This window comes from Actinoplanes sp. NPDC048988 (genome assembly GCF_043197815.1).
Taxonomy (GTDB): Bacteria; Actinomycetota; Actinomycetes; order Mycobacteriales; family Micromonosporaceae; genus Actinoplanes.
This window is the reverse complement of sequence record NZ_JBICTW010000012.1, coordinates 14,293-35,664: the sequence shown is the minus strand read 5'-3', so window position 1 is coordinate 35,664 and position 21,372 is coordinate 14,293. Positions and strand designations below refer to the sequence as shown.

Annotated in this window: 20 protein-coding genes; 11 read left to right on the top strand and 9 right to left on the bottom strand. The window is 72.6% G+C overall.

Features of this window, described 5'->3' with window-relative positions; genetic code table 11:
* Window position 1 precedes the first annotated feature (1 nt).
* Window positions 2–1,597: a beta-N-acetylhexosaminidase gene (locus ACGFJ7_RS30715; protein WP_360254866.1), complete on the top strand. Its 1,596-nt coding sequence runs from the start codon at window positions 2–4 to the stop codon at window positions 1,595–1,597.
* 268 nt (window positions 1,598–1,865) lie between these two features.
* Here the strand turns inward: ACGFJ7_RS30715 and ACGFJ7_RS30710 are convergent, their stop codons facing one another.
* Window positions 1,866–3,050 carry a spore photoproduct lyase family protein gene (locus ACGFJ7_RS30710; RefSeq protein ID WP_360254872.1) on the bottom strand — a complete coding sequence of 395 codons (1,185 nt, stop codon included), beginning with the start codon at window positions 3,048–3,050 and terminating at the stop codon, window positions 1,866–1,868.
* Between the two features lie 210 nt (window positions 3,051–3,260).
* Between ACGFJ7_RS30710 and ACGFJ7_RS30705 the strand changes: the two genes are divergently transcribed.
* Window positions 3,261–6,119: a BTAD domain-containing putative transcriptional regulator gene (locus tag ACGFJ7_RS30705; protein ID WP_392645183.1), complete on the top strand. Its 2,859-nt coding sequence runs from the start codon at window positions 3,261–3,263 to the stop codon at window positions 6,117–6,119.
* Here the strand turns inward: ACGFJ7_RS30705 and ACGFJ7_RS30700 are convergent, their stop codons facing one another.
* Window positions 6,120–6,593: a hypothetical protein gene (locus ACGFJ7_RS30700; protein ID WP_392645181.1), complete on the bottom strand. Its 474-nt coding sequence runs from the start codon at window positions 6,591–6,593 to the stop codon at window positions 6,120–6,122.
* A gap of 125 nt (window positions 6,594–6,718) precedes the next feature.
* On the opposite strand from ACGFJ7_RS30700, the gene ACGFJ7_RS30695 reads away from it, so the two are divergent.
* On the top strand, window positions 6,719–9,997 hold the full coding sequence (locus ACGFJ7_RS30695) for a TIR domain-containing protein (protein ID WP_392645179.1): 3,279 nt from the start codon (window positions 6,719–6,721) through the stop codon (window positions 9,995–9,997).
* Between the two features lie 63 nt (window positions 9,998–10,060).
* Window positions 10,061–10,306: a sigma factor-like helix-turn-helix DNA-binding protein gene (locus ACGFJ7_RS30690; protein ID WP_360254881.1), complete on the top strand. Its 246-nt coding sequence runs from the start codon at window positions 10,061–10,063 to the stop codon at window positions 10,304–10,306.
* Here ACGFJ7_RS30690 and ACGFJ7_RS30685 read toward each other — a convergent pair.
* Complete coding sequence (locus ACGFJ7_RS30685) at window positions 10,266–10,580, bottom strand: hypothetical protein (RefSeq protein ID WP_392645177.1); 315 nt, start codon at window positions 10,578–10,580, stop codon at window positions 10,266–10,268. The two genes, ACGFJ7_RS30690 and ACGFJ7_RS30685, sit on opposite strands and share 41 nt — an antisense overlap.
* 137 nt (window positions 10,581–10,717) lie before the next feature.
* Here ACGFJ7_RS30685 and ACGFJ7_RS30680 point away from each other — a divergent pair, with 137 nt between their 5' ends.
* The 4 genes from ACGFJ7_RS30680 to ACGFJ7_RS30665 all read left to right on the top strand — a co-directional run bounded on the left by ACGFJ7_RS30680 (window position 10,718) and on the right by ACGFJ7_RS30665 (window position 12,423).
* Window positions 10,718–11,503 carry an endonuclease I family protein gene (locus ACGFJ7_RS30680; RefSeq protein ID WP_392645175.1) on the top strand — a complete coding sequence of 262 codons (786 nt, stop codon included), beginning with the start codon at window positions 10,718–10,720 and terminating at the stop codon, window positions 11,501–11,503.
* Window positions 11,504–11,588: 85 nt separating this feature from the next.
* Window positions 11,589–11,849 carry a hypothetical protein gene (locus ACGFJ7_RS30675; RefSeq protein WP_360254887.1) on the top strand — a complete coding sequence of 87 codons (261 nt, stop codon included), beginning with the start codon at window positions 11,589–11,591 and terminating at the stop codon, window positions 11,847–11,849.
* A 120-nt stretch (window positions 11,850–11,969) separates the two neighbouring features.
* On the top strand, window positions 11,970–12,179 hold the full coding sequence (locus ACGFJ7_RS30670) for a hypothetical protein (RefSeq protein ID WP_392645173.1): 210 nt from the start codon (window positions 11,970–11,972) through the stop codon (window positions 12,177–12,179).
* On the top strand, window positions 12,172–12,423 hold the full coding sequence (locus tag ACGFJ7_RS30665; protein WP_360254889.1) for a hypothetical protein: 252 nt from the start codon (window positions 12,172–12,174) through the stop codon (window positions 12,421–12,423). The genes ACGFJ7_RS30670 and ACGFJ7_RS30665 overlap by 8 nt, the downstream gene beginning before the upstream one ends.
* A 1-nt stretch (window position 12,424) precedes the next feature.
* On the opposite strand, the gene ACGFJ7_RS30660 is transcribed toward ACGFJ7_RS30665, so the two are convergent.
* From ACGFJ7_RS30660 to ACGFJ7_RS30650, 3 genes are all read right to left on the bottom strand, one after another.
* Window positions 12,425–12,742 (bottom strand): MerR family transcriptional regulator, encoded by a 318-nt coding sequence (locus ACGFJ7_RS30660; RefSeq protein ID WP_360254891.1) that lies wholly within the window; start codon window positions 12,740–12,742, stop codon window positions 12,425–12,427.
* A gap of 688 nt (window positions 12,743–13,430) precedes the next feature.
* Entirely contained in the window at window positions 13,431–14,498 is a 1,068-nt protein-coding gene (locus ACGFJ7_RS30655) for a magnesium and cobalt transport protein CorA (RefSeq protein ID WP_360254893.1), read from the bottom strand.
* A 4-nt stretch (window positions 14,499–14,502) separates the two neighbouring features.
* Entirely contained in the window at window positions 14,503–16,194 is a 1,692-nt protein-coding gene (locus ACGFJ7_RS30650) for a long-chain-fatty-acid--CoA ligase (RefSeq protein ID WP_392645171.1), read from the bottom strand.
* A 130-nt stretch (window positions 16,195–16,324) separates the two neighbouring features.
* On the opposite strand from ACGFJ7_RS30650, the gene ACGFJ7_RS30645 reads away from it, so the two are divergent.
* Window positions 16,325–17,716 carry an alpha/beta hydrolase family protein gene (locus ACGFJ7_RS30645; RefSeq protein WP_392645169.1) on the top strand — a complete coding sequence of 464 codons (1,392 nt, stop codon included), beginning with the start codon at window positions 16,325–16,327 and terminating at the stop codon, window positions 17,714–17,716.
* A gap of 851 nt (window positions 17,717–18,567) precedes the next feature.
* On the opposite strand, the gene ACGFJ7_RS30640 is transcribed toward ACGFJ7_RS30645, so the two are convergent.
* Complete coding sequence (locus tag ACGFJ7_RS30640) at window positions 18,568–18,795, bottom strand: hypothetical protein (RefSeq protein ID WP_392645168.1); 228 nt, start codon at window positions 18,793–18,795, stop codon at window positions 18,568–18,570.
* A 132-nt stretch (window positions 18,796–18,927) separates the two neighbouring features.
* Here ACGFJ7_RS30640 and ACGFJ7_RS30635 point away from each other — a divergent pair, with 132 nt between their 5' ends.
* Window positions 18,928–19,422, top strand: a complete 495-nt coding sequence (locus ACGFJ7_RS30635; RefSeq protein WP_392645166.1) for an RNA polymerase sigma factor — start codon at window positions 18,928–18,930, stop codon at window positions 19,420–19,422.
* On the top strand, window positions 19,409–20,020 hold the full coding sequence (locus ACGFJ7_RS30630; RefSeq protein ID WP_360254903.1) for a hypothetical protein: 612 nt from the start codon (window positions 19,409–19,411) through the stop codon (window positions 20,018–20,020). The genes ACGFJ7_RS30635 and ACGFJ7_RS30630 overlap by 14 nt, the downstream gene beginning before the upstream one ends.
* Here ACGFJ7_RS30630 and ACGFJ7_RS30625 read toward each other — a convergent pair.
* Window positions 19,977–20,372, bottom strand: a complete 396-nt coding sequence (locus ACGFJ7_RS30625; RefSeq protein ID WP_360254905.1) for a DUF6069 family protein — start codon at window positions 20,370–20,372, stop codon at window positions 19,977–19,979. The two genes, ACGFJ7_RS30630 and ACGFJ7_RS30625, sit on opposite strands and share 44 nt — an antisense overlap.
* Window positions 20,373–20,377: 5 nt before the next feature.
* A complete protein-coding gene (locus tag ACGFJ7_RS30620) occupies window positions 20,378–21,343 on the bottom strand; it encodes an RNA polymerase subunit sigma-70 (RefSeq protein ID WP_360254907.1) in 966 nt (321 codons plus the stop codon).
* Window positions 21,344–21,372: the final 29 nt, after the last annotated feature.

Below are 21,372 nucleotides of genomic sequence, written 5' to 3'. Positions count from 1 at the left end.
CTTGCTGATCCCGGCTCCGCTCTCGTTCGTCCCCGGTCAGGGTTCGCTCACCCTCGACCACAGCTCCACCATCTCCGCTTCCGCCGAATTGCCCGAAGTTCTCACCTGGTTGCGGCAGGCGCTGCGGCTGCCCCTGCGGGAAACGGCGACCGGCACCATCGCGCTTGACCTCGATGATGATCTCGCCGCGGAGGAGTTCCGGTTGGACGTCACCTCGTCCGGCGTCACGATCACCGGTGGCGGCGCGGCGGGGGTGTTCTACGGCGGCCAGACTCTCCTCCAGTTGCTGCCGCCTTCGGTCTACCGGCGATCTCCGCAGGGTCAGATATGGATAATTCCGGCATGCCGGGTGCACGACAAGCCCCGTTTCGCCTGGCGAGGGGCGATGCTTGATGTCGTACGCCATTTCATGCCCAAGCACGACGTCATGCGCTTCATCGACCTGATGGCGATGCACCGGCTCAACACCCTGCACTGGCACCTCACCGACGACCAGGGCTGGCGCCTGGAGATCAAACGCTATCCCCGGCTCACCGAGGTCGGCGCGTGGCGGCGGGAAAGCCAGGTCGGCGCGGGCAAGGACGCCCCCGGCGACGGCCGTCCGCACGGCGGGTTCTACACGCAGGAGGACGTACGCGAGATCGTCGCCTACGCCGCGGAACGGTTCATCACCGTCGTCCCCGAGGTGGAGTCTCCCGGGCACGTGCAGGCCGCCCTGGCCGCGTACCCCCACTTGGGGGTCGACGGCGAGCCGCTGGAGGTCTGGACGCGCTGGGGCATCAGCGACAACATCCTCAACGCCTCGGAGTCCACCGTGGACTTCTTCCGGGGCGTGCTCGACGAGGTGCTCGAGCTGTTTCCGTCACGGTACATCGGCGTGGGCGGCGACGAATGCCCGAAGGACCAGTGGCGGGCCGACCCGCGCACCCAGCAGCGCATGGCCGAGCTGGGTGTGACCACCGAGGAGGGCTTGCAGGCCTGGTTCATCGGCCGCCTCGGCGAACACCTGAACGCGGCCGGCCGCCGCCTGTTCGGCTGGGACGAGATTCTGGAGGGCGACCTGGCGCCGGGCGCGGCCATCGCCTCCTGGCGGGGCCTGACCGGGGCACTGGCGGCGGCCCGGCGCGGGTACGACGTGGTCGCCTGCCCCGACGACATGGCCTACCTGGACTACCGCCAGTCGGAGTCGCCCGACGAGCCCATCCCGGTGTCGATCCCGCTGACCCTGCGCGACGTGTACGCCCTCGAACCGGTGCCCCCGGGCCTGACCGAGGACGAGGCGAGGCATGTTCTCGGCGGCCAGGCCAACATCTGGACGGAGCACGCGGACTCCCCCCGCACGGTCGACTACCTGGTCTTCCCCCGCCTGTGCGCGATAGCGGAGGCGCTGTGGGGCCCACCCGGCCGGGACTTCGACGACTTCGAACGCCGCCTGCGGCACCACCTGCTCCGCTTGGACGCCCTCGGCGTCGAATACCGCCGGGCCGACGGACCACTCCCCTGGCAGCGCCGCCCCGGCGTACCCGGCCGCCCCGACACCCGCGACCAGCGGGCCGCGCACATCGCCCGCCTGGTCGCCACCATCAGCGTCCCGTGAAGAGTCCCCGTACCCGCCCCGGGCCTTTCACGCGCCGTCAACACGCCGCGCATCATGCCGGCGCGGGCCTGCCCATCACCGTGCTCGACCAGAAATACCTTGTCACGCTGCCGCGGCTGCCCAGTCGGCCCGGCGAGGACCGCGGTCCGGTCGCCGGGCTGAGCGCCGCTGAAGCGCGTCGCGGGTACCCCGGGCGAGGTGGTTGATGTGGTCGTAGGCCGAGCCTCGCCGCCCGGCGGCGGGCCGCCCGAGGGCGACCACGACACCGTCACGTCCAGTAGAGGATGCGGGCGGCGGTCAGGCGGGCGGCGATTTCCGCGTGGAACCACGAGCGGAGCTCGGCCATCGTCTCGGGTGGGTAGACGTATTTCAGCGCGCCGAACTTGCCGTGCTTGCGGCTGCGGGACTCCTCGTCCATCTCCAGCTTCGTTCGTGGGTACCAGCTCAGCAGCACCTCTTTGCTGCCGGGGGTGAACCTGTGGGTGATGAGCTCCGCCGTCAGATCCAGGCCGGGCACGTCGCCGACGGCGGCGGCGATCCCGTCGAGCAGGTCGCCGTAGTGCGCGCGCCAGTCGGGGACGGCGATGATCGGGGCGATGGTGACTCCCACCGGATAGCCGTCCAGGGCGAGCCGGCGCAGGGCGGCCAGCCGGTCCTCCAGGCGGCTCGTCCCGCCCTCGACGCGGGTGGTGACCGGGCGGCAGTTGACGCTCAGCCGCACCCTCGTACGGCCGCGGTGGGCCAGGCCCACGAAGCCGCCGACGTCGTCGAACTTGGTGGTCCAGCGCAGCTGGACCGGCGCGTCCCAGGCCCCGAAATGCTCGACGGCGCGGCGCCAGCTGCCGGTCAGGTGTTCCAGGGCCAGCGGGTCGGTGTAGCAGGACGCCTCGAACGTGGTTCCCTCGTCGCGCCGGGCCTCGCGGCGGCTGGTGATCGTGCCCCGGCCCACGTAGTCGCCGAGGCCGGCCAGGATGTCGTCGAGGTCGGCGTAGACCCGGGTGACCGGCGGGCCGGAGAGCGAGCCGGCCAGATAGCAGTACTGGCAGTGTGCGGGGCAGCCCTCGGCCAGGTCGAACCGCCAGTCCGCGCTGGGTGCGATCGGCTGGAGTTTGCGGCGCGACGGCGGGCTCACCACGATCGCCATGGTGGCTTTGGCCCGGGCGTACGTCTCGCGGTCGCTGTCCCCGCGCAGCCCGGTCAGCCGGTTGCCGTTCAGCCGTTCGACCTCGAGACCGTGCGCCTCGACCAGCTCCATGATCCGCCGGCCGTGCGGATGGTCGTACGCGGCGGGCGTGGCCACCACTCGCTTCGGCGTCCACCGCCTCGATGGTCGCGCGGGCGGCGCGACGTCACCGAGGTCATGGGTGGCGACCGCCTCGCCGCTGGCGCTGTGCGGCGCCGCCGGCGTTTCCGGGGCCAGGGTCCGGGTCAGGTCGACCGAGTCGAAGGACACCGCCCGTACGTACCCTGGCCTGGGCCTTTGAAGCACGCGAGGCAGGTCGCCCGTCCCGTCCCGATTCCCCCGTGCGCTTGCGCGCCGTCGGGTCAGGGCGGGCGACCTGCTTCCCCCGTACTGGATCTATGGTCGTGGCTGGACCTTGTACGAAGCGTGCGAGACTTGTCGCTCACCTTGTGAATGTCTTGAATCCCCAGCGGAGGGCAGTTGACGGCGGAGTTCGGCGTGCTCGGCGTGGTGGAGGCCCGGATCACCGGGCAGCCGGTCGGGCTGGGGCACGCCCGGCAGCGCAGCGTGCTGGCCGCGCTGCTGGTCGAGGTGGGCCGCCCGGTCACGGTGGACCAGCTGATCGACCGGGTCTGGGGTGCCGAGGCGCCGCAGCGGGCCGCCGGCGCGCTCTACAGCTATCTGTCGCGGCTGCGGACGGCCCTCGCCGACGCCGGCGTCGGGATCGAGAGACGGCCGGGTGGGTACGCCCTGACGGCCGACCCGGAAGCAGTCGATCTGCACCGGTTCCGCCGGCTTGTCGCGCTGGCCCGCGGCGCCGAGTCCGACCGGTCGGCCGCCGAGCAGATCACGAAGGCGCTCGAGCTGTGGCGGGGCGAGCCGTTCGCCGGCCTCGACACGCCCTGGCTGTCGGCGACGCGGGAGCTGCTGCTCGGCGAGCGGTTCGCGGCCGAGCTCGACCACCACGACGTCCTGCTGCGGCTCGGGCGGCACGGCGAGCTGCTGCCGTCGCTGACCGCGGCCGTGGCCGAGCATCCGCTCGACGAGCGCCTGGCCGAGCAGTTCATGCTGACCCTCTACCGGTGCGGGCGGCAGGCCGACGCCGACGAGCAGTACCGCCGGATCCGCCACAGCCTGGCCGAGGAGCTGGGCAGCGACCCCGGTCCGGGGCTGCGCCGGCTCCACGAGCGCATCCTCGCCGCCGATCCCACCCTCGGCGTCGCCGTCTCCCCGGTCCAGGTCTCCGCGCCCCGGTCGGTGCCCGCTCAGCTGCCGGCCGACGTGCGCGCCTTCACCGGCCGGGACAGCGAGCTCGCCGCCCTGGACCGCACGCTGGCCCAGGGTGACGAGCCGCCGCTGACCGTGGTGCTGCTGTCCGGCACGGCCGGGGTGGGCAAGTCCGCCCTGGCCGTCCGCTGGGCCCACCGGGTCCGGGAGGCGTTCGGAGACGGGCAGCTCTACGTGAACCTGCGCGGCTACGACTGCGAGCAGCCGGTCGCCGTCGGCGACGCGCTGGCCGGCTTTCTCACGGCTTTGGGGGTACGGGGTTCCGAGATCCCGCCGGGCGTCGACGAGCGGGCCGGCCGGTACCGCTCGGAGCTGACCGGCCGCCGGATGCTCGTGCTGCTCGACAACGCCTCCTCGGTCGAGCAGGTACGGCCGCTGCTGCCCGGCAGCGGGTCGTGCCTGGTGCTGGTCACCAGCCGGGACGCGCTGCCGGGGATGGTGGCGATCCACGGCGCCGAGCGGATCAACCTGGACCTGCTGCCGCTCGCCGACGCGGTCGGGTTGCTGCGCCGCCTGATCGGCGACCGGGTCGACCGCGAGGCGCCGGTCGCCGAGCGCCTGGCCGCGGCCTGCGCCCGGCTGCCGCTGGCCCTGCGGATCGCGGCCGAGCTGGCCGCCGCCCGGGCCGACGTCTCGCTGGAGGAGCTGGTCGGCGAGCTCAGCGACCACCGGATGCGGCTCGACCTGCTCGACGCGGGCGATCCCCGGGCCGAGGTCCGGGCCGTGTTCTCCTGGTCGTACCAGAACCTGCCGGCCGACGCGGCCCGAGTGTTCCGGCTGCTCGGCCTGCATCCGGGCGAGACCGCGCAGGTCGAGGCGGTGGCCGCGCTGACCGGCGCCGCGGTGGGCGAGGCCCGGCGGCTGCTCGGCGTGCTCGTCCGGGCCAGCCTGGTGCAGGCCGCCCGGGGCGGGCGGTACGGCATGCACGACCTGCTGCGGGCGTACGCGGCCGAGCTCGCCGCCGAGCACGACCCGGCGCCCGAGCGCGAGGCCGCGCTGACCCGGCTGTTCGACCACTACCTGGCCGGTTCCGTGGCGGCGATGGCCACGCTGTACCCGGCCGTTCCGGGCGCCGCCGGTGACTCCGAGGCGGCCCGGGGCTGGATCGAGGCCGAGCGGCCCAACCTGGCCGCCGTCTGCGCGTACGCGGCCGCCCACGGCCGCCACCGGCTCGCCGTCGACCTCGCGGGCACGCTGTTTCGCTACCTCGACGCGGGCGGGCCGGTCGCCGAGGCGGTCGCCGTCACCTCGTGCGCCGTGTCGGCCGCCCTGGCCCTCGGCGACCACGCCGCGCAGGCCCGGGCGCTGTCCGATCTGGGCCGGCTGCACCGGCGGCAGGGCCGCCTGACCGAGTCGGCCGGCACGTACCAGCGGGCCTTGGCCCTCTACGCCGAGTTGGACGATCCCGCGGCCGAGGCCGTGGTGCTGCGCAACCTGGGCAGCGTGCACTGGCGACGGGGCGACTACCAGCGGGCGGCCGACCACTACGAGCGGGCCTGGACGCTCTACCAGCGGCTCGGCGACGACGCCGGGCAGGCCGACGCGTCGGTCCGGCTCGGCCTGGTCGACGCCCGGCTCGGCGACGACGCCCAGGCCACCAAGCGGTTCCAGTCGGCCCTCGAGCTGGCCGCCCGCACCGGCGACCGGTTCAGCGAGGCGTACGTCCTGTCGCTGCTGGCCCGGCTCTCCGGCGACCCGGCCGAGCTGGACCGGGCCGCCGCCCAGCTCGAGCAGAGCCTGGCCGTGGCCCGGCAGAACGAGGACCGGACGGCCGAGGCGTACGTGCTGACCGACCTGGCCGCGGTGTACGCCCGCGGCGACCGGCACGCCGAGGCCGCGGCCCACCTGCGCCGGGCCCTGGTGCTGCACCGGCGGATCGGCGACCGGGCCAGCGAGGCCGAGGCGCTCAACGACCTCGGCCAGGCGCTGCGGGCCACCGGCGACATCGCCGAGGCGCGCGCCCACCACGAGCAGGCGCTGATCCTGGCCCGGGAGATCGGCGACCGGTACGAGCAGGAGCGGGCCGGCGCGGGCCTGCCCGACGGGCCCTGATCAGACCCGGATCACGCCCTCGACCCACAGCACGGTGACCGGGCGGCCCCGGGCCCGCGCGTAGGTGACGATGTCGGCGGTGCCGCCCAGCCCGCGGGCCGGTTCACCGTCCCACACGGCGAACAGGTGGTCGCAGCGGTCGACCAGGGCCTGCCCGGCGGCGAGGTACGCCTGGTCGCTGGGCTCCGGGTAGGGCAACGTGGTCACCTTCGCCGCCGCGCGGCACAGCTCCCGCAGGCGGGCCCGGCTGTCGTCGGTGATCAGGGAGGTCGCGTAGCCCTCGCACGGCAGCACCGCCTCCAGGGTGCCGCCGGCCGCCAGGACGTGGGCCGCGAACAGCTGGTCGGCCCCGTCGGCCAGGCTCGACACCCCGTACGGGAAAGAGCCTGTGGGAAGCACCCGGCGCCAATGCCGCAGCGCGCGCTCGGCGATGGCCGGAGGGAGGTGCCGATGGCCTGTCACACCGAACCGCACATGGGCCTCCGTCTCGCCCCACCGATGAACGCAGGAGAACGATACGGCCTCCCGCCTTTGCTCAGGGGTCCGGTGCCAGGCAGAATCTGTCGCCGCAGCACGTGCCGATCACCGGAGGACCCCCCATGACCTTCGATGGGTTTATCTCGTACAGCCACTCCGGTGACGGACGGCTGGCTCCGGCTGTCCAACGTGGCCTGCACCGCCTGGCCAAGCCGTGGCATCGGCGGCGCGCACTGTGGATCTTCCGCGACCAGACCGGCCTGGCGGTGACGCCGGGCCTGTGGTCCTCCATCCAGACCGCCCTCGACGGCTCCGAGCACTTCGTGCTGATGGCCTCGCCCGAGGCGGCCCGGTCGCCCTGGGTGAACAAGGAGATCGAGCACTGGATCGCCACCAAGTCGGCCGACCGGATCCTGCCCGTGGTCACCGACGGCGAGTGGGCGTGGGACGAACAGCGCGGTGACTTCACCGAGGAGTCGACGGCCGTGCCGCCGGCGCTGCGGAAGGTGTTCACCGAGGAGCCGTTCTTCCTCGACCTGCGCTGGGCGCGCGGCACCGAGCACCTGAGCCTGCGGCACTCCCGTTTCCGGGACGCGATCGCCCAGCTCGCCGCCCCGATGCACGGGATCAGCAAGGACGAGCTCGAGGGCGAGGACGTGCGGCAGCACCGCCGGGCCCGGCGGCTGCTCTCCGGGGCCGCGGTGACCCTGGTCGTGCTGGCCGTGCTGGCCTCGGTCACCGGGCTGTCGGCGGTCCGCAACGGCGAGCGGGCGCGGGCGGCGGCGGCCGAGTCGCTGCGCCAGCAGCAGCTCGCCGGCGACCAGCGCACCCTGGCCGAGCGGTCGGCGGCCGAGGCCCGGCGCCAGCAGGGCCTGGCCCAGGAGCAGCAGAGCCGGGCGGCCCGGGCCGGCGCCGCGGCCGAGGCGTCCGAGCGGATGGCCCGGGAGCAGCAGGAGCTGGCCGACGAGGCGGCCGCCCTGGCCAAGCGCCAGCGGCAACTGGCCGACCGCGCGGCCGTACGGACCGAGCAGCAGCAGCGGCTGGCGGCGCAGGCGTCCGAGCTGGCCCAGCAGCTCCAGCAGGAGGCGCTGGGACTCAAACAGGAGGCGCGGCGGCAGGCCGCGATCGCGGCCGAGCAGCAGCGGCTGGCCCGGCAGGCGGCCGGCGAGGCCAAGGCGCAGCAGGTCAAGGCCGAGCAGCAGCAGCGCATCGCGGTCAGCCGGCGGCTGATGAACCAGGCCACCACGATGATCACCGACGACCCGCGGACGGCTCTGATGCTGGGCGCGGCGGCGCAGAAGCTCAACCCGGACACGGCGACCCGCCGGCAGCTCACCGGCGTGGTCACGGCCACCAGCTGGGCGGGCGCGCTCGGCGGGGCGGTGGCCTCGGCGTACGGACCGGACGGGGTCCTGGCCTCTCTCGACGCCGACGGCCGGGTCGCGCTGTGGAAGGTGACCGATCCGCGCCGGCCGGTCAAGATCGCCAAGCTGCCGGAGACCGCGGCCGGCCGCGTCCTGGCGCTCAGCCCGGACGGGCGCACCCTGGCCGTGGTGAGCCCGGGCGGCCAGGCGGTCCTGTGGGACGTCACCAAACGGTCCGCACCGGTACGGCTGACCGCGCTGCCCACCAGCCGCACGACCACCGCGTTCGCGTTCAGCGGCGACGGGAACCGGCTGGTCACCGGGGACGACGGCGGCGGCACGGCGGTCTGGGACACCACCGACCGGGCCAAGCCCACGCTGCTGTCGGAGCCCACCAGCCGCGACACCTACCCGGTGCTGCACCTCGCCCTCAGCCCCGACGGGCGCCTCCTGATCGTCGACAAGGCGCGGTTCGTCCCCGTGTTCGACCTGAGCGAGCCGGTCGACCCGGCGTCGCTCCCCGGCTTCCTCAGCTTCGGCGCGTCACCGATGGCGTTCAGCCCGGACGGCGCCACCCTGGCCGTCGGCGGCGAGGGCGCGGTGGCCCTGTGGAACATGAAGAACCGGACCCCTCGGGTGGCCGCCCGGGCGGCGGTCACACCGGACGATCCCGCCGACGGCGGCCCGCCGCCGGGCTTCCCCGACATGCCGGACGAGGACGACGACCCGTTCGACTCCCGGACCGGCCTGAGTGGACAGGTCACCTCGCTCGCCTTCAGCGCCGACGGCAGCCTGCTGGCCGCCGGCGACGAGACCGGCACGGCGGCCCTGTGGGACCAGTCCCCCACGGGCAGCCCCGGCATCATGGCCACGGTGAAGGCGCACGGCCCGATCACGACGCTGTCGATCGCCCCGAACTCCGGCACCCTCGTCACCGCCGACGGCACCGCCACGGCGACCCTGTGGCGGGTGAGCGCGTCCGGCGCGCCGAACCGGCTGGCCACCCTGGCCGTCCCGGGCGGCAGCGCCGAGGGCACGGTCTTCGGCCCGGACGGGCGGTCGCTCGTCGCGGCCGGCTCCAACGGTACGGCGAGCACGTGGAACACGGCCAACCCGGGCCGGCCCGTGCGCGGCGCCGACCGGACCCTGCACGGCGAGGCCGTCCGGTCGGTGGCGTTCGGCCCCGACCGCCGTACGGCCGCGACGGTCACCGCGAAGAGCGGCACCCTGCGGGTGGGCGCCACCACGCTCACCACCCTGCCCGGCGAGGTGCGGGGAACGAACGCGATGGCGTTCAGCCCGGACGGGCGCACCCTGGCCGTGGTCGCCGACTCCACCACGCTGATGGTGTGGGACGTGGCCGACCGGTCCCGCCCGGTCCTGCGGGCCCGGCTCACCGGCAGCTTCGGCACGGCCGTGGCGTTCAGCCCCGACGGGCGCGCGCTGGCCACCGCGGGCGACGAGGACCCGGTCATCACGCTGTGGAGCCTGCCCGCCCACGCGGCGCCGGCCCGGGTGGGCACGCTGACCGGGCACAGCGACGTCGTCGAGTCGATCGCCTTCAGCCCCGACGGGCGCACCCTGGCCAGCGGCGGCTTCGACCGCACCACGCTGCTGTGGGACGTCGCCGACCGGTCCCGCCCGCAGCGGCTGGCCAGCCTGCCCAGCCAGGGCCGGTGGGTACGGTCGGTGGCCTTCAGCCCCGACGGGCGCACCCTGGCCACCGGCGACGCGGGATATACGGCGACGCTGTGGGACACCGCCGTCCCGGCCGCGCCGATCCGGCTCGCCACGGTCCGCACCAGCAAGGGCGCCGAGGTGCGCGAGGTGACCTTCGGCGGTGACGGCCGCACGCTGGCGGTCACCGCCCAGTCGGTCCGCGAGCCGGCGACCGTGACGCTGTGGGGCTACGCCAAGCTCAACGGGCTGCGCGCCGACCCGGCCGAGTACGCGTGCGCGATCACCGGCCGGGGCCTGAACGCGTCCGAGTGGGGCCGTTTCGTGCCGGAGCTGAAATACCGGCGCACCTGCGAGTGACGGGGCGAATACGCCGCATCTGCGCACTGGAGTTGGCCGCCGCGGTTGACCAAAGTACCGGTCATGCCGACCACCCAGGCCGACGCGACCCGGCGGCCCCCCATGGAGCTGCTGTTGCGGGATCTCCCGGAGCCCCACCGGGAGATCCTCGTCGCGACGTACTTCCGCCGCCGCACGCCCGAGGAGGCGGCGAAGGCCCTCGGGCTGCCTCAGGCCGAGGTCAGGGCCCGGCTGTACGAGGCCATGCGGACCCTGTCGGCGGTGGTGTCTAGTAACCGCCGGCCGGATCGAAGCCCAGGCCGTGGATGATGCCGGACAGCACCAGGGCGGCGCCCATGGCCGTGCCGATGAGAACGGCCCCGAAGATCAGCAGGATCAGCACGGTCTTGCTCATACCGCCCAGACCCTCGGCCAGCACCTGCCCGACGGTGGGCTTGGGCCAGGTCAGCGGCGGGTAGACGTGGGCCTTTTCCAGCAGCTCCGGCTGCGGCACGGCGGGTTCGTGCGCCGGCTCGACCGGGGTGACGATGACGCCGGTGGTGCGCTGCGGCCGTTCGGTCGCCTTGGATCCCTGGAGCAACATGATCGAACTCCTTTGCCTCTTAGCCGAAGCATGATCCTCAGCGAAGCCCGCGGTCACGGCCGATTGGCCAGTCTTTTCCCCCTAATTCCGGTCATATCCGGATTACGGCGAAGCGGACCTGGCCCTACGCTGACGACGTGCTCACTTGCCGGACGGCACGTGTCCTGACAGCCTTGCTGGCCCTGGGAATCACCCTTCTCTGGGCGCCGGCGACCATGTCGGCGGCCACTTCCGATGACTCCTATTACGCGGCCGCCCAGGACCAAACCGGCGAAGCTCTGAAGAGCGCGCTGCACACGATCGTCTCGAGCGGGACGACCAGGCTGTCGTACGACGCCGTGTGGAACGCCCTCAAGGTCACCGACCAGGACCCGGCGAACCCGGCCAACGTGATCCTGCTGTACTCCGGGGCCAGCCGGGCCAAGACCCTCAACGGCGGCCACGCCGGCAACTGGAACCGCGAACACGTCTGGGCCAAGTCCCACGGCGACTTCGGCACCGCCACCGGCCCCGGCACCGACCTGCACCACCTGCGCCCCGAGGACGTGACGGTGAACGCCCTGCGCGACAACAAGGACTTCGACACCGGCGGCAGCGCGGCCACCGGCGCCCCCGGCAACTACACCGACGCCGACTCCTGGGAGCCCCGCAACGCCGTCAAGGGCGACGTGGCCCGCATGATCTTCTACATGGCCGTCCGCTACGAGGGCGACGACGCCTGGCCCGACCTCGAGGTCGACAACGCCACCACCGGCGGCCGCGCCCCGCGCCTGGGCAAGCTCTCAGCCCTGCTCCAGTGGAACACCCAGGACCCGCCGGACGCCACCGAGCGCCACCGCAACCAGATCATCCACACCACGTACCAGCACAACCGAAACCCATTCATCGACCACCCCGAGTGGGCCGCCGCGGTCTTCGGATAACGCGTCCCCGCTTGGCGACGCTGCTGGCCGGCACTGACGATTCGACGCGGTGGCGGCCGATAGCCGAGTTCCTGGAGGAATACGGGTGGGAGCCGCGCACCGGCGCAAGACACTGCTCGAAAAGGAGCCCACCGACACCGGCGACGAGCACTGGGACGTGTTCCTAGCCGCGCTGACCGAACATCTGGCCGCCCAGGACGGGCACGCGCCTCCGCCATGGTCCGAGTCGCGCGCGCTGCGCCGCTTCTGGTCCCCCTCCAACACCCGTTCCGCGAGAGTCGACGCCCCCGCCGCGTTCCGGCGCCGGGGAGTGTTCGTCGCCGCTCAAGAGCTGAAGGTGGCATGAGCACCGACGACGATCCATTACTCGACCGGCACGCCATCGAGGACGCCTTCCGAAGCGCCTCGTATCCTTGATCACCCCGGGCTCCGGGTGTCGGCTGCCTCACCTGAGCACCTGCTCGCCATGAAAGTGCTGGCCGCGCGGCGTCGTGACGCAGAAGACATTCGCTTCCTGGTCGATCACCTCAAACTTCACAACGCGGACGCCGTGGTGGCGTTGTGTGCGCAAGTCTTCCCCGAAGAGCCCGTTCCCGACCGTGCGCGAATGATCTCGGAGCGATCCGGTGCCGGGCGGCTCGGGCGGGGGCGTTCGTATGATGGCGGGCATGACTGATCAAGCGACACCCGAGCAGCTGCGCCAGGAACTCCAGGACATCGACGCGGAGCTTGCTGAGCTGCGCCGGGTCGCCGGGGACGCGCAGGGGCGGCGGGGCGAGGACGGCGACAACTCCGAGGGGTTCCAGGAGCCGGAGGACATCGCCACCGAGCTGACCGGCATCAACGAGACCGAGGCGGTCATCGACGTTCTGGTGCAGCGCCGCGAGCGCGTCGAGGCGCAGCTCAAGAAGCTGGGCTGATTCAGGCGCCGGCCTCGTGCCGGCGCCGGTACTCGTCGTTCTGTCGAAGAGCCTCCTCGAGCTGGTCCTCGAGGATGATGATGCGGCAGGCGGCCTCCAGGGCGGTGCCGCTCTCGACCATTTCGCGGGCCCGCACGGCCAGGCGCAACTGGTAGCGGGAGTACCGGCGGTGGCCGCCGGCCGACCGCAACGGGGTGAACAGTTTCGCCTCGCCGAGGCGGCGCAGGAAGTCCTGCGAGGCGCCGGTGATCTCCGCGGCGCGGCCCATTGTGTAGGCCGGGTAGTCCTCGTCTCCGAACATGTCGTCGGGTTGGGCCATGCAACTCCTCTTCTCCATGACGAGGGCCCCGGCGGAACGCCGGGGCCCAGGGTTACGGGTTCAAACACCATTTCCGGCAGGTTCGCCGGTTTGTCGTATCCGCACCTGTGGGGTGCGAGGATCGCATATGCGTGACCGGAGACCACCTCTCGTTCGATGGAAACTGCGGTGACCGCCCAGAACCGAACTGCGTCCTGACGGCGGACGATCCAACGGTGTTCGACCCTCCCTTTCCTCTGAATCCTTCACTTGCCGTGCTGTCGTGCTGCCCGCCGGCGCCGGAGCCCTACGCGATTCCCTGGCCCCGACACGTGCGACGAGCTCTTCCTCGTGCGGCGTCGGCCGCTTATGCCGAGCGAGCCCACGACATGGGTCCGGGCCCTGCTTGACGCTCGGTCATTTCGTCGGCGTCTCTCACGATCTCTTCGTTCAACACCAGGAACATTAACCGGTCCCGCCGAGAAAATCTAGTCAGCCGATCATAGATTTTCTCGGCGTGTCGCCCACGTTCCGGAAGTGGAGCGCAGCCGCCACCACGAATCTCCCTCCGGCGAAGGCCGTCAGACGTGCCGGATGCGGCGATGCGAAGTCCGGGCGGCCGGGTGCGCATCCGGCCGCGGCCAGGCACGGTGCGGCGGAGGGGTTCGCGTCGAGAAGGGCGAGACGGCGCCGAGCACGGCGCCGTGGCTCACAGCCAGCCGGCGCGGCGGAGGAGGCGGTAAAGGATGCCCGCGCTCAGCAGCATGAGCAGCATCAAGGTGGGGTAGCTGTAGCGCCAGCCCAGCTCGGGCATGTGGGTGAAGTTCATGCCGTAGACACCGGCGATGGCGGTCGGCAGCGCGGCGATGGCCGCCCACGAGGCGATTTTGCGCATGTCGTTGTTCTGGTCGACCGTCAGCTGGGTCAGGCGGGCCTGGAGCAGGGCGTTCAGCACGTCGTCGAAGGCCAGCACCTGTTCCACGGCGGCCGTGTGGTGGTCGGCCACGTCGCCGAAGTAGCGGCGGATCTCCTTGGGCAGGTCGGCGAACTGTTTGCCGGCCAGCGCGGCCAGCGGGCGCTGCAACGGCAGCACGGCCGACTTGAACTTCATCATCTGGCGTTTGAGCTGATAGATCTGCTCGATCGTGACCGGGGTGCGCGCGTCGAACACGGCCGCCTCGGTCAGGTCGAGGTCGGTCTGCACGGCGGCCGCGATGTCGGCGTAGCCGTCCACCAGCCGGTCCAGGACGGCGTGCACGACCGCCCACGGGCCGCCCTGGGCCAGCGCCCGCGGGTCGGCGCTCAGGTCGGCCCGCAGCGAGCTGAGCTCCATGACCCGGCCCTGCCGCACGGTGATGACGAAACGCGGGCCGACGAACAGCCGGACGAAACCGGTGCTGACGATCTCGCTGGTGGCGGTGATCCGTTCGTGTTCCACGTACTGGGCGGCCCGGACGACGAGGAACAGCACATCCTCGTACCGCTCAATTTTGACCCTCTGCTCCCGATGCAGGATGTCCTCGACCGCCAGCGGGTGGAGCCCGAACACCTCGGCCACGTGGGTGAGGGCGGCCTCGGTCGGCTCGTGCAGCCCCAGCCACACGAAGGCGCCGTCCCGCTCGCGGGCCCGCTCGTAGAGCTGCGCGAGGTCGGCCGCCGGGCCGGGGCTCTCGACCTCGACCCCGTCCACGAACAGGCTGCAACCCACGATCGCCGTGTGATCGGCCCGCCCTCGCCAGGCCGGCCGCGGCGGCTGCCAGACGCGCCGGCCCTCCACGAAGCTACTTCGCTTCCCCGAGCAGGTCGTCCCGCACCCGGCGGCGCAGGACCTTGCCGATCTGACTGTACGGGAGCTCGCCCACCACTTCGATCCGGCGCGGCGCCTTGTATCCGGACAGCCGCTCGCGCGCCCACTTCAGCATGGCGGCCGGGTCCACGGTCGCGCCTTCGGCGGCGACGACAACGGCGACGACCTCTTCCCCCGTACGCTCCGACGGCAGCCCGACGACAGCGACCTCCGCCACGTCGGGATGGTCGCGAACCACGTCCTCGACCTCCGACGGGTAGACGTTGAAACCACCCGTGATGATCAGCTCCTTGACCCGGTCCACGATCGACAGGTAGCCGTCGTCGCTCATCACCGCGACGTCGCCGGTGCGGATCCAGCCGTCCGGCAGCAGCACCGCCTCGGTCTCCTCGGGCAGGTTCCAATAGCCGGAGAAGACCTGCGGGCCCTTCAGCAGCAGCTCGCCCGGCTCCCCGGCCGGCATGTCGCGGGTGACGTCGTCGCGGTCGGCGATCCGGACGTACGTCGAGGGAAACGGCAAGCCGATCGAGCCGGCCCGGCGCCGCTCGGACATCGGGTTGCCGACCGTGATCGGTGAGGTCTCCGTCATCCCGTACCCCTCGATGAGAAGCCCGCCGGTCATGGCCTCCCAGGTCCGTACGGTCTCGGCCGGCAACGGCATGGCCCCGCTGAAGGAGAACCTGATCGAGCTCAGGTCGGCGCCGCGTTCGCGGGCGGCCGCGGCCAGCCGGTCGTACATCGGGGGAACGCCCGGGAAGAACGTCGGCGGGCGCCGCTTCACCGCGTCGAGCACCATGCCCGGGTCGAAGCGGGGCAGCAGGACGATCGTCGCCGCGATCCGCACGGCGGTGGTCAGGCAGAGGGTCAGGCCGTACGCGTGGAACAGCGGCAGAATCGCGGGGAACGTCTCCCCGCCGTCACGCAGCCCCGGCACCCACACACGGCTCTGCTCGGCGTTGGCCACCAGGTTCCGGTGGGTGAGGATCGCGCCCTTGGGGGTGCCGCTGGTGCCGCCCGTGTACTGCAGGAGCGCGGTGTCGTCGACGCCCGGCCCGGGAACGGAGGCGTCGATCGGCGGCGCCGCGTCGACCAGCGCTTCCCACAGCAGCGTGCCGCCGGGCACCGTCCCGCGCATCTCGTCGCGCGTCCTGCGGGCGGCCGGCAGCGGAAGCTTGAGGGCGAGCCGCTTGAGCAGGGGCAGCGCGGCGGTCAGGTCGACGCCGACGATCGTGGTGATCGAGGTGCGTTCGGCGGTGGCGGCCACCGTCGCGGCGACCTTCTCCCAGCAGATGGCGACCGTGGCGCCGTGGTCGGCCAGCTGGTGGGCGAGCTCGTCGGCGGTGTACAGCGGATTGTGCTCGACGACGACGGCGCCGAGGCGCAGCACCGCGTAGAAGGCGACCACATGCTGCGGGCAGTTGGGCAGGATCAGCGCGACCCGGTCCCCCGGCCCCACGCCGAGGCCGCGCAACGCCTCCGCGGCCCGGGCGACCTGGTCACCGAGTTGGGCGTACGTGGTGGTGGCACCGAGGAAGTCGAGCGCGATCCGGTCCGGGAAGCGCTCGACCGCGCCGTCCAGGTTCGCGGTCAGCGCCCGCTCGGGCTCGGCGATGTCGGCCGGAACGCCTTCCGGATAGGCCGCCAGCCAGGGCCGCTCGTCCGCCATGCCGGCCTCCTTACCTACGGTTGCGTAACCTCACCGAGGCTACCCTTCCCCACTCAGCAAGATCACCTGGGCGATCGACCTTGACACCCGTCGATGTACGGCGTGAAGTGTTACCGGGAGGTAACACGCCATGCTCGGTTTTCGCGCCGCCGTCGCCCTCGCCCTGCTGATTCCCCTGGCCGGCCCACCCTCACCCGCTCTCGCCTCGGCCACGGTCGCCGCTTGCACCGCGCCCACGCCGAGCACGACGCAGCCCGGATATCTCGTGGCCGACCCCGACTGCGAGCTCGACGGGACGCCGTTCGCCGCGCTGCCCGGTGCGCAGGTGCGCACCGGCGTCATCGGCGGCGCCGCCTATCGGATCGAGGTACCGCGCAAGTGGAACGGCGGGCTCGTCGTCTGGGCCCACGGCTATCGGGGCACCGGCACCACGGTCTACGTCAACAGTCCCGACCTGCGCGCCCACTATGTGTCCCGCGGCTACGCGTGGGCGGCCTCCAGCTACGCCACCAACGGCTACGACGTCGGCCAGGGTGTCCGGGACTCGGTCGCCCTGATCGACGTGTTCCACAAGGTCACCGGCTCCCGCGCCCGGCAGGTGATCATGTCCGGCGCGTCGATGGGCGGCCACATCACCGCGGTGGCGATCGAGGAGCGCCCGCGGGCTTTCGCCGGCGCCATGCCGTACTGCGGGGTGCTCGGCGACACCGCCCTGTACGACTACTTCCTCGACGCGAACGTCACGGCGGCCGCCCTCACCGGCGCCGACATCGAGTTCCCGCTCCAGCCCGGCGCCGACTACCAGCAGGTGTGGCGCTCGCAGGTGGGCCAGATCGTGCCGAAGCTGGGCCTGCCCACCGGTTCCACACCGGCCGGCCGCACCTGGTCGGCCGTCCTGGAACGTTCCAGCGGGGGCGATCGCCCCGGCTTCGACAGCGCGTTCGCGTACTGGAACTCCGCCCGTTCCCTCCCGCCGCTGAACGACCTGCCCTTCCTTTTCGGCCTTTATCCGGGTTTGCAGGGCGGCACCGGCGGCATCGCCCCCGGCAACGTCACCGACAACCGCCGCACCTTCTACCGCAGCACCGACCGCCTGTGGCCCACCACCGAGGAGCTGCGCCTCAACCGCGACGTCCTCCGCGTCCGCCGCACCGCGACCGCCGACCCCGGCCTGGCCGGCATCCCCCGCGTCGACGGCAACCCCCGAGTGCCGGTCCTCTCCCTGCACGACATAGGCGACCTTTTCGTGCCTTTCAAAATGGAGCAGGTGTACGCCGCCCGAGCCGCCCACAACGGCAAGTCACGGCTGTTCGTCTCCCGAGCGATCCGAGGCGTCGGCCACTGCGACTTCACCGCCCCGGAACTGACCGAGGGCTTCGACGACCTGACCACTTGGCTGCACACCGGCCACCGCCCCGCAGGCGACGCCATCCTCAACCGCCGAGCCGTGGCCGCCCCCACCTTCGGCTGCCGCTGGACCCGAGGCACCCACCCCGGCTTCGTAGCCCCGGCCTGCCCCTAGCCCCGCTCGCACCCAGCCCCACTTGCCGTCGGCCCGCTCGCCGTCAGCCCCGCTCGCACCCAGTCCACTTTGCCGTCAGCCCGACTCGCACCTAGCCCCGCTTGCCGTCAGCCCCGCTCGCCGTCAGCCCAACTCACACCCAGCCCCGCTCGCCGTCAGCCCAACTCACACCCAGCCCCGCTCGCCGTCAGCCCGCCTGCCCTCAGGCCAGCCTGCCCCTAGTCCCGTCTGTCATCAGGCCAACCCGCCCTCAGGCCCGCGAGGGCAACAGGCGAGCGGAAGCGGGCGTGCGCGAGTGGGCGAGCGGGAGGGCGCGGCAGGGCGCGGGCCCGCGCGGGCGGGCCAGCGCGGTTGGGCGAGCGGGCGCCAACGAGGGCGGGGTGGGCGAGCAGGCGCCAGCGAGGGCGGGATGGGCGAGCAGGCGCCAGCCGAGGGCGGGATGGGCGCGGGCGCCTTCGACGGCACGATCTGGCAGGTCGCTGGGGTGCCAGCTCGCGAACGTGGTCGACGGTCGACCTCTACCGCTCCCCGGCAGCCCATCTGGCCCACCGGCCCGCCTCTGGTCGGTGCCGGACCGAAGGCAGCCATCCCGCCTTCGCAGCCCGCCGCCCAACCGCAAGCCGCAGTCCTCCGCCCAACCGCAAGCCGCAGTCTCCGCTCAGCCGCAAGCCGCCGCCCGCCACCCGACCGGAGCCCTCCGCCCAGCCGTAAGCCGACCGGAGCCCTCCGCCCAGCCGCAAGCTGCGGCCGCGGCCTCAACGAGTTGCTGCGGCCGCTACCCGCTGCCGCGCCTTACCGGTGCCCTTGCTGCCGCGGGGCTTCGGACTGCTGCCACCGGTGGTTCGGGCTGGTCAGTCGCTGCTGCTGCTGTCTCCGAAGCCGCTGTCGCCGGTGGTCGTGGTGGTGGTGGCGTCTGTGCTGTGTGGAGCGCTGAACCAACCTCCGGAGCCGGAGCGGCGGCGGGTGGGGCCGATCCCGCGGCGGTAGCCGTCGTCGAAGCCCCGGCGTACGCCGATGACCAGGGCGGCGACCAGCACGACGATCACGGCGACGGACGCGGCCGCGAGAAGGATGTCCATGTCCGTAGTGTGACCGATGGGTGCTGTCGTTCCCCCGCCCGTGGGCCGGGCTCGGCGGCCGTTTCCGCGGTTCGCGAAAGCGGCGGTAAGGATCGGGGCTTCAGCCGACATGTACCGGTCGAGGAGGGACCGATGGGCGACGCTCCACCCGAACAGAGATTCACCGAGCTCTACCGGACCAGTCACGGGCGGGTTCTGCGGTTCGTCGCGCGCCGGGTCGACGACGACGCCGAGGCCGAGGATCTGACCGCTGAGGTGTTCCGGATCGCGTGGGACAAGACCACGGGCGGCGACGTTCTCACGCCGGCCTGGCTTTTCGTGACGGCCCGGCATGTGCTGAGCAATCACCATCGGTCGGTACGGCGGGGCGACTCGGCCTACCGCAAGGCGGCCGTCACCGGGCCACGGGCCGACGAGCGGACCGCCGATCTGGTCGCCGAGGTGCTGGAACGGCTGCCGGAGGCGCATCGGGACGTCCTGGTCCACCGGTACTGGGACGATCTGACCGCCGGCGAGATCGCCGCGCTCACCGGGCTGTCGGCGTCGGCGGTGTGGGTGCGGCTCCATCGGGCCCGGCAGGCTTTCAAGAGGTCGTACGGAGCGGAGGTCCGTCATGCCCAGCGTTAAGCGACTGATGCGGGACGCCAACCCGGTGCCCGGCGACCGCCCCGGGACCGAGGCGCGGGCCGAGGCGCGGCTGGCCGAACTGCTGGGTGGTCCGGCGCGGACGGCCGCTCCCCGGCGCCGGATCCTGGTCGGGGTGGCCGCCGCCGCAGTCGTGCTGGCCGGGGCGGTGACCGTGGGCGCGGTGGTGCTCCGGGACGCGGCGCCGCCCTCGTCGCCGGCGTCGGACCAGCCGTTCTATCCGACCGCCGGCGAGCTGGAGGGCAGTGCCGAGGCCATCGTCCGGGGGACGGTCGGCGCGACCCGCGCCAGTGCGGGCGAGACCGTGGCCACCTTCGCGGTGAGCCGGGTGGCCACGGGCACCCCGCGACCGGGCTCGTCGATCCGGGTCGTCTTCTCCGCCTCCGGACCGGAACAGGCCGACGGCATCCGCCAAGGCGGCGAGTACGTCCTGCTCCTCCAGGCCCGCGACGCCACCTCGTGGAACCTGGTCAACACCACCCAGGGCTACTACACCGTCGACCGGGGCCGGCTCGTTCCCACCGCCGGCAACCCGGTCACCCTCGGGCCGCCGACAACGACGGCGCTGGGGCTCTCCTGAGCATCCGGAGCGTCAGCGCCGGAATCATCACCGCGGCCGCGACGAGATGAAGCGCGACCAGGGTGGCCACGGTGGCCGCGTCCGCGCCGGAGAGGAAGGGCGGGATCAGCGAGATCGCGGTCAGCGCGCCCGCCGTCCACCCGAACCGCTCGGCCGGGCGCGTGCTCCAGCGGCGGAAGGCGTAGGCGAGCGCTACGCCCACGAGGGAGAAGAAGCCGGTGACGACGGCGATCCCGGACAGCGGGATGGTCTCGCCATCGTTCGGGACCTCGAAGTCCACCCCGAGAGCCTGGGCGAGCGCGGCGGTGAGTGTGGTGGCCAGTACGGCGGCGAGTGTGGCGACGAAGGGCATCGGTGTCACTCCGTGCCGTCGGCGGGCAGGTGGGCGGGCAGGCCGAAGCGCGGGAAGCGGTCGGCGTGGAACGTGTAGATCTCGGTGATCGCGCCGGCCGTGAGGCGCAGGACGTCCATGGTCAGGGGCAGGTACGCGCCCTCCGCCGGGCGCCAGTGGTAGTAGGCGATCGCGGGCTGGCGGTTGGCCGAGGTGGGTACGGCGCGCAGGCCGGTCATGCCCTCGTAGCCGCTCTCCTTCCAGTACCTCACCACCGTGTCGCGGCCGGCGTACAGGCCCGGGGTGGGTGGCATGGCGCTGCGGACGTCGTCGCGCACCATCGACGCGAGGACCGGGATGTTCGCGGTCACGCTGGCCTCGGTGTACCGGCGTACGAGATCAAGCGTCTCGGGGTTCTCCTCGCCGCCGGTCCAGTCCTGCCGTTCGGCCGGCAGATGCTCCCGCATGCCGGCCCGGGCGCGCTGAAGCGCGCTGTTCACCGAGTTGACCGAGTCGCCCAGAAGGTCGGCGACGTCCTTGGCCGGCCAGCCGAGCACGTCCCGCAGGATCAGCACGGCCCGCGGGCGCGGGGCCAGATGCTGGACCGCGATCAGGTACGCCAGTTCGACCGTCTCCCGCGCCACGGCTCGCACCTCGGGCGCGTCGGCGTCGCCGGCCGGCAGCTCGTCGAGCAGCCGGTCCGGGTAGGGCTGCAACCACAGCACCTCGCCGCCGGCGGCCGGTTCCGGGCGGACCTTGGCCAGCAGGTCGAGGCAGGCGTTGGTGGCGATCCGGTACAGCCAGGCCCGTACGGTCGACCGCCCCTCGAAGGTCTCCCGCCGGCGCCAGGCCCGCAGGAACGTCTCCTGCACGGTGTCCTCGGCGTCCTCGAACGATCCGAGCATCCGATAGCAGTGCACGTGCAGTTCCCGTCGGTGCCGTTCGGCCAGCCCCGAGAAGGCCGGCTCCTCCAGCCGCGTCTCCGCGCTCATCACGTCATCCTTCCGCCTCAGCGTGTCCA

Excerpts from the sequence above, each read along its gene's own strand:
- ACGFJ7_RS30630 (WP_360254903.1), top strand. The coding sequence starts at position 19,409 with ATGCCCAGCGTTAAGCGACTGATGCGGGACGCCAACCCGGTGCCCGGC.
- ACGFJ7_RS30690 (WP_360254881.1), top strand. The coding sequence starts at position 10,061 with ATGCCGACCACCCAGGCCGACGCGACCCGGCGGCCCCCCATGGAGCTG.
- ACGFJ7_RS30695 (WP_392645179.1), top strand. The coding sequence starts at position 6,719 with ATGACCTTCGATGGGTTTATCTCGTACAGCCACTCCGGTGACGGACGG.
- ACGFJ7_RS30620 (WP_360254907.1), bottom strand. The coding sequence starts at position 21,343 with ATGAGCGCGGAGACGCGGCTGGAGGAGCCGGCCTTCTCGGGGCTGGCC.
- ACGFJ7_RS30635 (WP_392645166.1), top strand. The coding sequence starts at position 18,928 with ATGGGCGACGCTCCACCCGAACAGAGATTCACCGAGCTCTACCGGACC.
- ACGFJ7_RS30665 (WP_360254889.1), top strand. The coding sequence starts at position 12,172 with ATGACTGATCAAGCGACACCCGAGCAGCTGCGCCAGGAACTCCAGGAC.
- ACGFJ7_RS30650 (WP_392645171.1), bottom strand. The coding sequence starts at position 16,194 with ATGGCGGACGAGCGGCCCTGGCTGGCGGCCTATCCGGAAGGCGTTCCG.
- ACGFJ7_RS30645 (WP_392645169.1), top strand. The coding sequence starts at position 16,325 with ATGCTCGGTTTTCGCGCCGCCGTCGCCCTCGCCCTGCTGATTCCCCTG.
- ACGFJ7_RS30640 (WP_392645168.1), bottom strand. The coding sequence starts at position 18,795 with ATGGACATCCTTCTCGCGGCCGCGTCCGTCGCCGTGATCGTCGTGCTG.
- ACGFJ7_RS30625 (WP_360254905.1), bottom strand. The coding sequence starts at position 20,372 with ATGCCCTTCGTCGCCACACTCGCCGCCGTACTGGCCACCACACTCACC.
- ACGFJ7_RS30670 (WP_392645173.1), top strand. The coding sequence starts at position 11,970 with ATGAAAGTGCTGGCCGCGCGGCGTCGTGACGCAGAAGACATTCGCTTC.
- ACGFJ7_RS30685 (WP_392645177.1), bottom strand. The coding sequence starts at position 10,580 with ATGTTGCTCCAGGGATCCAAGGCGACCGAACGGCCGCAGCGCACCACC.
- ACGFJ7_RS30660 (WP_360254891.1), bottom strand. The coding sequence starts at position 12,742 with ATGGCCCAACCCGACGACATGTTCGGAGACGAGGACTACCCGGCCTAC.